This is a genomic window from Rhizobium sp. FKY42, from assembly GCF_005222835.1.
Taxonomy (GTDB): domain Bacteria; phylum Pseudomonadota; class Alphaproteobacteria; order Rhizobiales; family Rhizobiaceae; genus Neorhizobium.
The window spans coordinates 122,556-135,675 of sequence record NZ_STGA01000029.1 but is presented as its reverse complement, the minus strand read 5'-3'; the positions used below and the strand labels follow the sequence as shown (position 1 = coordinate 135,675).

General features: G+C 56.5%; 10 protein-coding genes and 1 pseudogene. 7 read left to right on the top strand and 4 right to left on the bottom strand.

The features are described 5' to 3' along the window. The first annotated feature begins 272 nt into the window (after positions 1-272). The 4 genes and pseudogenes from aspS to E8M78_RS11450 all read left to right on the top strand — a co-directional run bounded on the left by aspS (position 273) and on the right by E8M78_RS11450 (position 5,486). Positions 273-2,063: an aspartate--tRNA ligase gene (gene aspS, locus E8M78_RS11465; RefSeq protein ID WP_137135172.1), complete on the top strand. Its 1,791-nt coding sequence runs from the start codon at positions 273-275 to the stop codon at positions 2,061-2,063. 141 nt (positions 2,064-2,204) lie between these two features. Next, a pseudogene (locus tag E8M78_RS11460) lies at positions 2,205-2,526 on the top strand (DUF1236 domain-containing protein). Between the two features lie 199 nt (positions 2,527-2,725). Next, positions 2,726-3,370 carry a glutathione S-transferase family protein gene (locus E8M78_RS11455; RefSeq protein WP_137135171.1) on the top strand — a complete coding sequence of 215 codons (645 nt, stop codon included), beginning with the start codon at positions 2,726-2,728 and terminating at the stop codon, positions 3,368-3,370. 22 nt (positions 3,371-3,392) lie between these two features. After that, on the top strand, positions 3,393-5,486 hold the full coding sequence (locus E8M78_RS11450; protein ID WP_170973397.1) for a bifunctional diguanylate cyclase/phosphodiesterase: 2,094 nt from the start codon (positions 3,393-3,395) through the stop codon (positions 5,484-5,486). A 70-nt stretch (positions 5,487-5,556) separates the two neighbouring features. Here E8M78_RS11450 and E8M78_RS11445 read toward each other — a convergent pair whose 3' ends face one another. After that, the gene (locus E8M78_RS11445) at positions 5,557-6,747 is read right to left on the bottom strand and encodes a hypothetical protein (protein ID WP_137135169.1); all 1,191 of its coding nucleotides are present in this window, start codon (positions 6,745-6,747) and stop codon (positions 5,557-5,559) included. A gap of 184 nt (positions 6,748-6,931) precedes the next feature. On the opposite strand from E8M78_RS11445, the gene parC reads away from it, so the two are divergent. Next, on the top strand, positions 6,932-9,193 hold the full coding sequence (gene parC / locus E8M78_RS11440) for a DNA topoisomerase IV subunit A (protein ID WP_137135168.1): 2,262 nt from the start codon (positions 6,932-6,934) through the stop codon (positions 9,191-9,193). Between the two features lie 71 nt (positions 9,194-9,264). Here parC and E8M78_RS11435 read toward each other — a convergent pair whose 3' ends face one another. The 3 genes from E8M78_RS11435 to hemB all read right to left on the bottom strand — a co-directional run bounded on the left by E8M78_RS11435 (position 9,265) and on the right by hemB (position 11,694). Continuing rightward, entirely contained in the window at positions 9,265-10,029 is a 765-nt protein-coding gene (locus tag E8M78_RS11435; RefSeq protein WP_137135167.1) for an arginyltransferase, read from the bottom strand. Between the two features lie 114 nt (positions 10,030-10,143). Continuing rightward, complete coding sequence (locus tag E8M78_RS11430; RefSeq protein ID WP_137135166.1) at positions 10,144-10,602, bottom strand: RDD family protein; 459 nt, start codon at positions 10,600-10,602, stop codon at positions 10,144-10,146. 78 nt (positions 10,603-10,680) lie between these two features. Beyond that, positions 10,681-11,694, bottom strand: a complete 1,014-nt coding sequence (gene hemB, locus E8M78_RS11425; protein WP_137135165.1) for a porphobilinogen synthase — start codon at positions 11,692-11,694, stop codon at positions 10,681-10,683. 118 nt (positions 11,695-11,812) lie between these two features. On the opposite strand from hemB, the gene E8M78_RS11420 reads away from it, so the two are divergent. Further along, positions 11,813-12,253 carry a DUF6163 family protein gene (locus tag E8M78_RS11420; RefSeq protein WP_137135882.1) on the top strand — a complete coding sequence of 147 codons (441 nt, stop codon included), beginning with the start codon at positions 11,813-11,815 and terminating at the stop codon, positions 12,251-12,253. Between the two features lie 233 nt (positions 12,254-12,486). Next, positions 12,487-12,999 (top strand): winged helix DNA-binding protein, encoded by a 513-nt coding sequence (locus E8M78_RS11415; RefSeq protein ID WP_170973431.1) that lies wholly within the window; start codon positions 12,487-12,489, stop codon positions 12,997-12,999. Positions 13,000-13,120 lie beyond the last annotated feature (121 nt).

Here is a 13,120-nt window from a genome sequence, read left to right as displayed (position 1 = left end):
CCATGCGTCGTTCCACTGTTTTAGCCACGCCTTGAGCCGGAAGATAGTTCAGAGCGTAGATCGATCCATCACGGTAACTGATGATTGCGCCGACCTCACACTTTTTTCCATCGTGTCTGAACGCATGTGCAGGCGTCATATCGGGTGTCGCATGTACTCTCCTCGGCACTTCTGCTTGACAAATCTGGCGCACCATGCGCTTTTCCGCCCGATTTTAAACGCTGGCCGGAATCTGTGTTTCGAGCTGGCTTACCCGATTTCAGGATTTTGAAATGCACCCTTATCGCAGCCACACCTGTGCCGCTCTCAGGAAGTCCGATGTCGGCGCGACCGTTCGCCTCTCCGGCTGGGTCCACCGTGTTCGTGACCACGGCGGCGTTCTGTTCATCGATCTTCGCGACCATTATGGCATGACCCAGGTTGTCGCCGATCCCGATAGCCCGGCCTTCAAGGTCGCCGAAACCGTTCGCGGCGAATGGGTCATTCGTATCGATGGCGTGGTCAAGGCCCGCACCGACGAAACCGTCAACAAGAACATGCCAACGGGTGAAATCGAGCTCTATGCCAAGGAGATCGAGGTTCTGTCGGCGGCCAAGGAACTGCCGCTGCCGGTATTCGGTGAGCCGGAATACCCGGAAGATGTTCGCCTGAAATATCGCTTCCTCGATCTACGCCGCGAAACGCTGCACAAGAATATCGTCAAGCGTACGCAGATCATTGCGGCCATGCGGTCCGGTATGACGTCCGCCGGATTTGCGGAATATTCGACTCCTATCCTGACCGCGTCTTCGCCGGAAGGTGCGCGAGACTTCCTGGTGCCGAGCCGTATTCACCCCGGCAAGTTCTTTGCTTTGCCTCAGGCACCACAACAGTACAAGCAGCTTCTGATGGTGGCGGGCTTCGACCGCTACTTCCAGATCGCGCCGTGCTTCCGCGATGAGGATCCGCGCGCAGACCGTCTGCCAGGTGAGTTCTACCAGCTCGACGTCGAGATGAGCTTCGTGACCCAGGAAGATGTCTGGGGCACGATGGAGCCGATGATGACGGCAGTGTTCGAACAGTTTGCCGAGGGTAAGCCTGTAACGAAGAACTGGCCGCGCATTCCCTATGATGAAGCGATCCGCAAATACGGCTCCGACAAGCCGGATCTGCGCAACCCCATCACCATGCAGGCTGTGACCGAACATTTTGCGGGCTCCGGCTTCAAGGTCTTCGCGAACATGATTGCGTCAAACCCGAAGGTCGAAGTCTGGGCAATCCCGGCCAAGACCGGCGGAAGTCGCGCTTTCTGCGACCGCATGAATGCCTGGGCGCAGGCACAAGGGCAGCCGGGCCTTGGTTACATCTTCTGGAAGGAAGAGGACGGCAAGATCGCCGGTTCCGGCCCGCTGGCCAAGAACATTGGTGAGGAGCGTACCGAAGCCGTTCGTACGCAGCTTGGACTGGAAGCTGGTGACGCTTGCTTCTTCGTGGCGGGCGATCCTGCCAAGTTCTACAAGTTCGCCGGTGAAGCCCGCACGCGCGCGGGCGAGGAACTGAACCTCGTTGATCGCGATCGCTACGAGTTTTGCTGGATCGTCGACTTCCCGTTCTTCGAGTACAACGAAGAAGACAAGAAGATCGATTTCGCTCACAACCCCTTCTCGATGCCGCAGGGCGGGCTGGACGCTCTCGAAAATCAGGATCCTCTGACGATCAAGGCCTATCAGTACGACGCTGTCTGCAACGGCTTCGAGATCGCTTCTGGCTCGATCCGTAACCAGTCACCGGATCTCATGGTCAAGGCATTCGAACTGGTCGGTCTCTCCAAGGCCGATGTCGAAGAGCGCTTTGGCGGCATGTATCGCGCATTCCAGTATGGTGCTCCTCCACACGGCGGTTGCGCCTTTGGTATCGACCGCGTCGTCATGCTTCTGGTAGGCGCGAAGAACCTGCGTGAGATCACACTGTTCCCGATGAACCAGCAGGCTCAGGATCTCCTGATGAATGCTCCGTCGGAGGCCACTCCGACGCAACTTCGCGAACTTTCACTGCGCGTCATCCCGCCGCAGAAGAAAGACTGATCGTCAGGCTGATTATCGTCTTCAACGCCGCCGCTTGTAGAAAGCGGCGGCGTTTTTGTTTATCCGCCGATGGGTCCATCGCGAGGGAACCAAGTCACCAGCCCGGTGTTGTCTGGCAGAACAAACACAGGGTGAATTGGAATGTTGAAGTCGATGATCGTCGCATCTGCGACCCTTTTCATGTCGACTGCCGCCTTCGCGCAATCCACCGTGATCGTATCCGAACCGCCACCGCCGGGTGCGGTCGTCGTTCGCGAAATGCCCGCGCAGGTGCGGACCCACGTCATGCAACAGAGCGTCCCGTCCGTTTCCTATCAAGGCGACGTCTTGGTCGGTCGTGTGCTGCCGCAGGATGTTGATGTCCATATCGTTGATGGCTATACTGACTACGCCTATACAGTCGTGAACGAGCGACGTGTCGTTGTTGATCCGGGAGCGCCGTGTTATCCAGGTTCTCGATTGATCTGAACTTCCCGGCGTGAACTGAATTGGTTTCACGCCGGGCATAGAGTTATACTTAATAAAGAATAAATATATTATGCAATGTGATTAGTATTCGCATATCGGGCGGCGATTTGTATTTCGAATGAACTTTATCTCTTCAACGGAATCTCAACAGATTTAATACATCGTCGTTGTATTAAATCTGGGTTGGAGAGCTTATGGATCATCTTTACGTCACCAGGGGATCTGGAAACTGCATCAAACCTTATCTGGCGGCTTCCCATTGCGGATATCAGCTGGATATCATCGAAGTGAACCTTTTGGGCGGGGAACACCGTTCGGATGCCTATCTCCGGATAAACAGCCGTGGACAGGTGCCTTACCTCGTCACCAAGAGTGGCGTTGGCATTGGTGAATCAAATGCGATGCTTTGGCTGATCGCGGACGGTTCCGACCTAATGCCGGATACGGCTGTCGAACGAGCGCGCAGCCTGCAGTGGATGTTCTTCGAGCAGTCCAAGCTGGAGCCGTTTATTTCACCTGCCCGTTTTCTCACCTTCATCGCTCCGCAGCTTGGGCAGGGCAGGGAAGCCGATATTGCCGTCTGGTTGGAAAAGGCCAGAAGCGGTCTCTCTGGCTTGGAGGCCCATCTGGGTAACAGCAGCTTTATGCTGGGAGAGCGCTACGGGATCACGGATATCGCCGTTTTCGGCTATGTGCACGTGGCACACGAAGCAGGGATAGACATGGCTGAATTCCCAGCGGTTCAGCGGTGGATCGACCGCGTTTCCTCCACGTCCCGGTTCCGGCCTCTGGCTGAACTCTGCAGCAATGCGCGCCCTTTCTCACAGGGTCTCGCCTAAAACGGCACAGGGAGGACACTGGATGCCCAAGGTGAGTGCGGCAGAGAGAGTGACGCTTCAGGCCGAAGAGCAACCCGTTGTCTGGCAGCGCGGCGAATTGCTTGATCGGCTTTCAACAGCAGTCTGGATTTTCGACATTGATGAAGGGCGTGTTGTCTGGGGCAATGATATGGCGCTGGAAATCTGGGCCGCCATTAGCCTTGAGGAATTGCGCGCCCGGCGCATGAAAGACAATATGTCGCCCGCAGTGTCTCGGCGCCTTCTTCAGTATCAGTCGGACTTCATCGACAAGGATGCTGTTTTCACCGAAATGTGGACGCTGTATCCCCGTGGCGTGCCCCGCCCGCTACAGGTCCGCTTCAGTGGGTTCCGTCTACCTGATGGACGCATGGCCATGCTCTGCGAGGGGCGGGACGAAATGAGTCTGGTGCCGGAGGCTATCCGCAGCGCAGACGTTCTGCTGCATACCCATCTGATGATCTCTCTGCATACGATCGAAGGGCGAACGCTTTACTGCAACCCGGCTGCCAGAGCTGACTTTGATATTCGGTATGGCTCCCTCAGTGATCGCTTCGTCAATCCGCAAGACTTCGAATCCCTGTTGCAGCGATTGAATGGTGGCGGTGAGGCAAGGCTGATAGCTGAAGTCTACACAGCTCAGGGAAAGCGCTGGCATGAACTCATTGCGCGTTCCTGCTTCGACCCGGTGTCGGGCTCGCCCTCCCTCATCCTCAGCGAGTCGGACGTCACCGAACTCAAGGAAGCGGAGGCTCTGGCGCAGAAGCTTGCGCATCATGATCCCCTGACGGGCCTCTTCAATCGACTGAGCCTGCCGATTCGCTTCGAGGAATTGGCAACCAAGGCGGAGCACACGGGTTCGCGCATCAGCCTGCTTTTCATCGATCTTGATCAGTTCAAGACAGTCAACGACACACTGGGGCATCTGCAAGGAGATAACCTGCTGCGGGATGTCGCGCGGCGGTTGCGTGAAATCTGCAGCGACGACGACATTGTCGTGCGTCTGGCGGGCGATGAATTCCTCTTCTTGTTGTTTCAGCACAAAGATATGCCATGCCGGGTGAAGTCGGTCGCAGACCGGGTGCTGGAGAGGTTGTCGATTTCGGTCGAAAGCGACCGGCATCAGATCGTGGTGACACCAAGCATCGGAATTGCGCATTATCCCGATCATGGAACTGATATCCAGACGCTGATGCGTCGCGCAGATCTTGCCATGTATCAGGCTAAGGCTGCCGGACGAAACCAGGTCTTCATCTACAACGAGGCGCTCAGCCGCGCACGAGAAGAGGAGATCGAGCTGCTGACCGGTCTTCGGGATGGGCTCAGATATGGGCAGATCGTTCCGTTCTACCAGCCTCGAGTCAGCGCAGTCGATGGAAGCATAATCGGAATGGAAGCGCTGGCACGGTGGAAACATCCCAAGCTCGGAATGGTGCCTCCGTCCACTTTTATCCCGCTTGCGGAAAAAGCCGGACTCATCAATCAGATCGGAACCATCGTTCTGGAGCAGGCAATCGAGCAACGCGAGAATTGGCGACGAAGTGGCATCGATCTGACTATGTCCGTCAATCTGTCTTTGCGTCAGCTTTGCGAAACAGACTTCAGCGCCGTCGTTGAAGACTGCCTCAACCGGTATACCTGCCCTCCTGACCGCCTGGAGCTTGAATTGACGGAGACACTGTTTTCGGACAGTGATCCCGTCGTTCAGGACAATCTAAACAGAATCAGAGCGCTGGGCGTGCGTATTGCGATTGACGATTTCGGAACCGGTTATTCCAATATTGCCCGACTGAACGAGCTGGCAGTCGATTGCATCAAGATCGACCGAAGCCTTGTTTCGCAACTTCCGAAAAATGAGGAAATGGTCCGGCTTGTGATTGCCATGTGCAAGCTCATGCAGGTGACGATCGTAGCGGAAGGCATCGAGAACGAAACCGTCGCGGAATGGGTTCGCTCCCATGGCGTTCAGGAATTGCAAGGCTACCTTTACGGAGCGCCCCTTCCGGCGGCTTGCGCGGAAAAACTCGCGCGCAACAGCAATCTACAGTTTTCGAAGATAGATCTGGATGACGATCATTTTATCGCAGCAGGGATCTGACGTTTCTCATAAAAAATGGCGCCGATCAGCAATCGGCGCCATTGAGGACCAAAAGGTTGCGCGACGACGCTCAATCGTTGGCTGAAATCGAAACACCCAGCATGTCCGGGAGCGAGTTCGGAGCCGCCTGCGCTGCGCCAATGATCATTGGAAGCGGAACCGGATTCGCAGGCTCTGCCGTGATCGTGATGTTCTGAGGATTGTCAAGGTAGGCATTGACTGCGCTGGAAACGGCGTTCTGAAGCTTTGGCAGGTTGGCCTGTGCCATTGCCAGCGGCACCATGCCCTTGAGCATCATTGCCATTTGTTCGCCCGAAACATTCTGGCTCTTGCCTGCATAGTTCAGGGATCGCTTGGTGATACCGTCATCCGAGAAGCTGATCTGCGCGCTGTTGAACGTCAACTGCTGCAGAAGTCCAAGCATGGCCAGACCCGCAGCCTGCTGGGCCGCCTCCTTGTTGGGATTGGCTTCCATTGCTGCGGTGGTTTCCCTTAGCGACTTCAGGAAGCCCGGCGTGTAGCCTGAAAGGCTGATCGCCATGTCGAGGCGGCCGATATTGGCGAAGTCGAAGGCATATTCCGTGATATCGATCGTGCCGGAGCCAACTTCCCATTCACCTTCCATGGTGATCGTGCCATCGATCTTGGTCAGGCCGAGGCTTTGGATGGTTTCCTTGGCGTTGGCATCGTCAACGGTCGAAAGATCGACCTTTACGCCATCCACGGAAGCACTGAAGCTCAAGCTGGAATTGTCGTCGGAGCGTTCGGTCGTCACCTTGGACTCCGCAACGGCAACGACCTGCTTGCCATCGACGGTAACCTCGATTGGACCACTGTGCGCTTCGTCATAGACCATCAGGGAATCGATAGTGTCGCCATTGGCATTGCCGGGGATGTAAAGGCCCGCGAAGTAGAGATCCTTTGCGGTGATCTTTGTCTTGTCTTCGCTGGCATTGATATTGGCGAACGTCATCTTTTCAACTGTGTAGCCGCCGCCCTTGGCATCTTTCACGCCGGTCAGCTGGACGTCGCCGATATTCAGACGCGAGCCACCCTTCGTATCGCCGACGGTTACGCCCTTCAGGGTCACGTTGGAGCCGTTGATGTCAATTGATGCTGGAGTGATATTACCGGGCTGAAGATTGAATCCAGCTGTCAGCTTCTTCATGAGGTCGGCGCCGTCGAGAGCAAAAGCGGGAGAACCTACAAGCCACAGTGCAGCCCCGACGAGAAGAATTTGTTTGGAACGAATATGCAGCATCAAGCGATCCTCCAGCGGTCGGCATGGCAAACTGAACTCTGATTCCCGCCCTTTATATGCGCTCCGCTCAAAAGGTCCATGGGCCACACAAAGCAGCGGCCGACGTATTGCTGCTTCGTGCTCATCCACAGGCCGATTGCATCGCTTTGTTGCCGGGAATCAGGCTTTCCGATAGTCAAGGGTCATGGGAAAAAATCTGACTCCTCCGCCCGACGACGATGGCGGCGATAACATTCTGCCGGTGGACCTGAAGGCCGCCCTTGAGGAGCGTTATCTCGCCTATGCCTTGTCGACAATCATGCACCGCGCCCTGCCGGACGTGCGCGACGGCCTGAAGCCGGTGCATCGTCGCATTATTCACGCAATGAGCGAGATGGGGATCAGGCCCAACTCAGCGTTCAAGAAGTGCGCGCGTATTGTCGGTGATGTGATCGGTAAATTCCATCCGCATGGCGACCAGTCGGTCTATGATGCGCTGGTGCGCCTGGCGCAGGACTTTTCGCAGCGTTACCCAGTGGTCGACGGCCAGGGCAACTTCGGCAATATCGATGGCGACAGTGCAGCTGCCTATCGATACACCGAAGCCCGCATGACCGAGGTCGCGGCACTGTTGCTGGAAGGCGTAGATCAGGACGCCGTCGATTTTCGGGCCACCTATAACGAGGAAGACGAAGAGCCGACGGTTCTGCCGGGCGCTTTCCCAAACCTTCTGGCCAATGGCGCATCGGGAATCGCGGTGGGTATGGCAACATCCATTCCGCCGCACAACGCCCACGAACTCTGTGACGCGGCTTTGCATCTCATCAAGCACCCAGATGCGCCCGTTGAAAAGCTTGTCGAATTCGTACCAGGACCGGATTTCCCGACCGGGGGTGTCATCATCGATGGCCGCGAGTCGATTATCGAGGCCTACAAGACCGGTCGCGGCGGCTTTCGCGTGCGCGCGAAATGGGAGACGGAAGATCTTGGCCGTGGCGGCTATCAGATCATCATCACCGAAATTCCATTTCAGGTGCAGAAGTCCCGCCTGATCGAAAAGATCGCGGAACTGCTCATTGCCCGCAAGCTTCCGCTGCTGGAGGACGTGCGCGACGAGTCGGCCGAAGACATCCGCGTTGTGCTGGTGCCAAAGAACCGCACGGTCGACGCCACTCTCCTCATGGAATCGCTCTTCCGTCTGACGGAGCTGGAAAGCCGGTTCCCGTTGAACATGAATGTTCTTTCCATGGGCAAGGTGCCCAAGGTGATGGCCTTGAACGAGGTTCTGCTGGAATGGCTGCAGCACCGCAAGGATGTGTTGATCCGTCGCTCGCGCTTTCGCCTTGCCGCCATCGAGCGTCGACTGGAAATCCTCGGCGGTCTGTTGATCGCCTACCTCAATCTGGATGAAGTCATTCGCATCATTCGCGAGGAGGATGAACCAAAGCCGGTGATGGTCGCCAAATGGCAGCTGACCGACGTGCAAGTCGAAGCCATCCTGAACATGCGCCTGCGCAATCTGCGCAAGCTCGAAGAATTCGAGATCCGCAAGGAATTCGACGAACTCACGAAAGAGAAGGCTGATATCGACGCCCTGCTTGCCTCCGATGACAAGCAGTGGAAAGTCATCGAGCACGAGATTCAGGATGTTCGCAAAAACTTTGCCAAGGGCAAAGGAAAGCCGTTCGCGCGCCTGACCCAGTTTGCGGATGCGCCAGAGGCCGATATCGAAGCCATTCAGCAGGCCATGATCGAGAAGGAACCGATTACGGTCGTCATTTCCCAGAAGGGTTGGATTCGCGCGCTGAAAGGTCATATCGGTGATACGTCCGGCCTGACGTTCAAGGAAGGCGATGGCTTCAAGATTGCTTTCCCCGCGCAGACGACTGACAAGATCCTGCTCCTGACCACCGGCGGAAAAGCCTACACGCTGGGGGCGGACAAACTGCCGGGCGGACGCGGCCACGGCGAACCGATCCGTATCATGGTCGATATGGAAAACGATCAGGATGTGCTGACGGCCTTCGTTCACGACCCATCGCGCAAGCTGCTGCTGGCCTCTACAGCGGGCAATGGTTTCATCGTGCCGGAAACCGAACTCGTGGCGAATACCCGCAAGGGCAAGCAGGTCATGAATGTTTCCATGCCTGATGAGGCAAAGCTGGTGATCACTGTGACCGGCGATCATGTAGCGATCGTGGGAGAAAACCGGAAACTGCTGGTGTTTCCGATGGCGCAATTGCCCGAAATGAACCGGGGCAAGGGCGTACGTCTCCAGCGCTACAAGGACGGCGGAATTTCCGACATTAAATGCTTTGCCATCGCTGATGGTCTGACCTGGGAAGACAGCGCCGGACGGATGTTCTCCAAGAACAAGGATGAACTGATCGAATGGCTGGGTGATCGAGCCACGGCCGGACGCTCCGTGCCAAAGGGTTTCCCGCGCAGTGGCAAATTCAGCGGGTAACATAGGTTGAGGCAGATCTTGCGGCGGATGTGGCCGCAGGTTCTGCACTCACGGTCAATTGGAGTGTTGCTTCAACCCTCGTCAATTTCGCCGAGATACCGTTCCCAGCCGCGCGGGGTCAAATGCTCCTGCGGCTGAAAGCGTGTCTTGTAGTGCATCTTGGCTGAGCCTTTCACCCAGTAGCCAAGATAAACATGCGGCAAACCCAGCTGCCGCGTGCGGTTGATGTGATCCAGAATGATGAAAGTGCCAAGCGAACGTCTTTCCATTCCGGGATCGAAGAACGAGTAGACCATGGAAAGTCCGTCGCTCATCAAATCGGTCAGCGCCACGCCGATGAGTTCGCCCTGCGGCTTGTCTCCGATGCCCTGGCCCGGTACGCGACGGCGATACTCCACCAGGCGCGTGTTGACGTGGGTATCTTCGACCATGATCGCATAGTCGAGCGCCGACATATCCGACATGCCGCCCCGTTGATGACGGCTATCAAGGTATTGCCGAAAGAGGGTGAACTGTTCGGTCGAAGGTTGGGTCGGGACCATTGTCCCCACAAGATCCCGATTCGCACTCAATACCTTGCGCATGGTTCGATTAGGCTCGAATTCGTTGGCCAAAATACGAACAGAAACGCAGGCCCTGCATCCTTCACAGGCCGGACGATACGCAATGTTTTGCGAGCGGCGAAACCCGCCCTGGGTCAAAAGGTCGTTCATCTCGGCGGCGCGAGGACCAACAAGGTGCGTGAAGACCTTGCGTTCCATCTCGCCCGCAAGATACGGGCAGGCTGCCGGTGCCGTCAGATAGAACTGAGGAGATGGCGTTGCCTGGGTATTCATGCGTAGAGCTTGACCTTTGCTAACGTCCGGTCGGCACAAACGCCTCCCGAGCCTGAATCAGTAGCATGGCGCAACTTCCCAAAAGGTCAACAGAAGCGGCACAACTTGAAGCGATCAAACCGTACGCACAATCACCGTTCCGAGCAGCATATCGTGCACGAGACGAGAGCGATCTGTAAAAAGGCCTGCAAGCAGGATCAGTGGTGTCAGGATCGAGTTCAAGATCCAGAAAAGCACCATATGAACGACTGCGGTCATGAAATCCAGGCGACGACCGTCGGCCCGCATCATCGCGATACCCGCTGCCCGCATGCCGGGGCTGGCCTGCGAACGACCACCGAGCGTCATGCCGAAATAGATCAGTGCGACGATGACGAAGAGCGCCGGATAGAGAAAGAAGCCAAGCCCGAGGGTGATGATGCCGAGGAAGAACACCACGATCGCAGCCGGGATGCACAGAAGCAGAACCAGCATATAATCGATCACGAAGGCGAAGATCCGGCGAGACAGCACGCCGCGGTAAGCGCGCCAATCTTCCGGTGCGGCAACGACAGTGCTGTTATCGAACGACATCAAGGGTCTCCCTCAGTTGGTGCAACAGATATGGGAAGCCTTGGTTAAACCTGCAATATGGCTTCTCTGTCGTTTGAGTTAGGCCCGGGCGAGCTTCCTGGCGACCTCCATCGCGAAATAGGTCAGGATACCGTCACAGCCCGCGCGCTTGAAGCAGAGCAGGGTCTCCATCATGATGCGCTCGCCATCGATCCAGCCATTCATGGCAGCGGCCTTGATCTGCGTATATTCACCGGAAACCTGATAGGCGTAGGTGGGAAGGCCAAAGGCTTCCTTCATGCGCCAGCAGATATCGAGATAGGCGATGCCGGGCTTCACCATCAGCATGTCCGCGCCTTCTTCCACATCGAGGGCGGCATCGCGCAGTGCCTCGGTGCCATTGGCTGGGCTGATGTAATAGCTGTTCTTGTCGCCTTTCAGCAGGCCGCCGGTGTTGATGGCTTCGCGGTAAGGGCCGTAAAAGCCGGAAGAAAACTTCGTGGCATAGGACATGATGCCGACATCCTGATGACCTGCCGCATCCAGTGCGCGGCGAATTGCGCCAATCCGCCCGTCCATCATTTCCGATGGGGCGATAATGTCGGCACCGGCATCGGCCTGCATGACGGCGGCGCGCGACACCTGATCCACGGTTTCATCATTGATGATTATGCCGTCGCGCAAAATTCCGTCGTGTCCGTGGCTGGTAAAGGGATCGAGCGCCACATCCGTAATGAGGCCGATGTTCGGAACGGCCTGTTTGACGGCGCGGGTGAACTGATTGATGAGATTGTCGCGCTCCAGGATCTGTGAGCCTGTCTGATCCCGCTTTTCCATTTCTATGTCGGGAAAGGGGGCAACGGCCGGAATGCCAAGGTCGGCTGCCTCGCGCAGCGCTTCCACCGCCTTGTCGACACTCATGCGGTTCACGCCTGGCATCGCCCTGATCGGATCAACGATGTTTGTCCCTGGCACGATGAAAATGGGCCAGATAAGATCATCGACGGTCAGCCGGTTCTCCTGCGTCAGCCTGCGCGTCCAGTCTGCCTTTCGGTTGCGCCGCATGCGACGGTGGCCGGTGATCTCATCGACAAGATGTGTCTTATTGCTCATGACAGACCTCATTGCATTCCAGTTGTGGCGTCTGCCCTATCATGCGGGGCGGTTGAAGGCGAGGGGCAGGGGGTCGGATGCTCTGGCATGGATCATTCAACGAGGCTATCCTGTCCGCATGGAGAATGATTCACCCACGTCGCCGAAGCGCAGTATCGCCGAAATTCTGTTTGTCGTGTTCCTGCGCGGCATAGCCATCGTTTGCCTTTGGTTTGGTCTCCAGTACTGGAGCATGCTGGTCGGCTATTCCTTCGGCGGGCGCGCCAGGTTCGATCTCCTGACGCTCCCTTGGCGTGTCGCGGGTTCGGCGCTGGCGGTCGTCTTTCCGGTCGCGTCGCTCGGTCTCTGGATGGCGACATCCTGGGGACCGGTGCTCTGGGTCATCGGTGCGGGTACCCAGGTTCTCATGTACCAGGTCTGGCCCGAAATCTTCGGACGCAATCTTGTTGTTCCTTTGCTCCACGCGCTGGTTGCTGCACTCTATATCCTTTTCAGGATCGCGCTTTGGGTGGAAGAAAAGAGGAAGTTTGAAGAGCGGGTAAGGATTGATTTACCTTGATTTTCAAGCTTTTACGGCTCGATTTGGCTAAAAATTTAAACGTAAGCGATTGAATAAAAAGCAGAATTTATTATTCCGGTATGGGTGGTGCCAATCGCTCGAGCTAGGGAAAAGATGCGTTAGGGTTTCATTAGCCCTGTGTTTTAAGTCGAATTTTATGAGCATTCGATAGTGTCACTCACAAGGCGGGAAGAAAAACCAACACCGCCAAACAAAACAGTGAGGCAGACATGTTGAACAACCAGATCAAGCCGCAGGCAACTGCAGCAGCCGATAGTCATGAAGAAACTATCCGTAATCTTTACATGGAATCCCTGCACCTCGTCGAGCGCCTGCATCGCCGCCTGCTCGATGTGATCAAGGACGAGTTCGATCGTCAGGGCCGCGACGACATCAATGCCGTCCAGGCACTCTTGCTCTTCAACATTGGCAATTCCGAACTGACCGCTGGCGAGCTGCGCTCCCGTGGTTACTACCTCGGCTCGAACGTTTCCTACAACGTCAAGAAGCTTGTCGACCTCGGTTTCATCAACCACCAGCGCTCGCGTATCGACCGTCGGTCGGTTCGCATCAGCCTGACCAAGAGCGGGCAGGAAATCGCAGAAGTTGTTGGCAAGCTCTACGAGCGCCACATCGGCTCGATCGAAAAGGTTGGCGGGATCGGCGAGCCGGAATTCATGCAGATGAACAAACTGCTCCAGCGCCTTGATCGCTTCTGGAACGACACAATCGCCTATCGCATGTGATGAGGCGGTTCAGTCCGATCCACCGGACTGGCTTGCCAACGCCACAGAGGACCTCCATCTCGAAAACCGGACGTGCCCAGCGCGTCCGGTTTCGTACGTGATGGGTTCATGCGGTCACGAA

Bases quoted from the DNA above. Each gene is read 5' to 3' on its own strand.
- aspS (WP_137135172.1), top strand. From the start codon at position 273: ATGCACCCTTATCGCAGCCACACCTGTGCCGCTCTCAGGAAGTCCGAT.
- E8M78_RS11455 (WP_137135171.1), top strand. From the start codon at position 2,726: ATGGATCATCTTTACGTCACCAGGGGATCTGGAAACTGCATCAAACCT.
- E8M78_RS11450 (WP_170973397.1), top strand. From the start codon at position 3,393: ATGCCCAAGGTGAGTGCGGCAGAGAGAGTGACGCTTCAGGCCGAAGAG.
- E8M78_RS11445 (WP_137135169.1), bottom strand. From the start codon at position 6,747: ATGCTGCATATTCGTTCCAAACAAATTCTTCTCGTCGGGGCTGCACTG.
- parC (WP_137135168.1), top strand. From the start codon at position 6,932: ATGGGAAAAAATCTGACTCCTCCGCCCGACGACGATGGCGGCGATAAC.
- E8M78_RS11435 (WP_137135167.1), bottom strand. From the start codon at position 10,029: ATGAATACCCAGGCAACGCCATCTCCTCAGTTCTATCTGACGGCACCG.
- E8M78_RS11430 (WP_137135166.1), bottom strand. From the start codon at position 10,602: ATGTCGTTCGATAACAGCACTGTCGTTGCCGCACCGGAAGATTGGCGC.
- hemB (WP_137135165.1), bottom strand. From the start codon at position 11,694: ATGAGCAATAAGACACATCTTGTCGATGAGATCACCGGCCACCGTCGC.
- E8M78_RS11420 (WP_137135882.1), top strand. From the start codon at position 11,813: ATGGAGAATGATTCACCCACGTCGCCGAAGCGCAGTATCGCCGAAATT.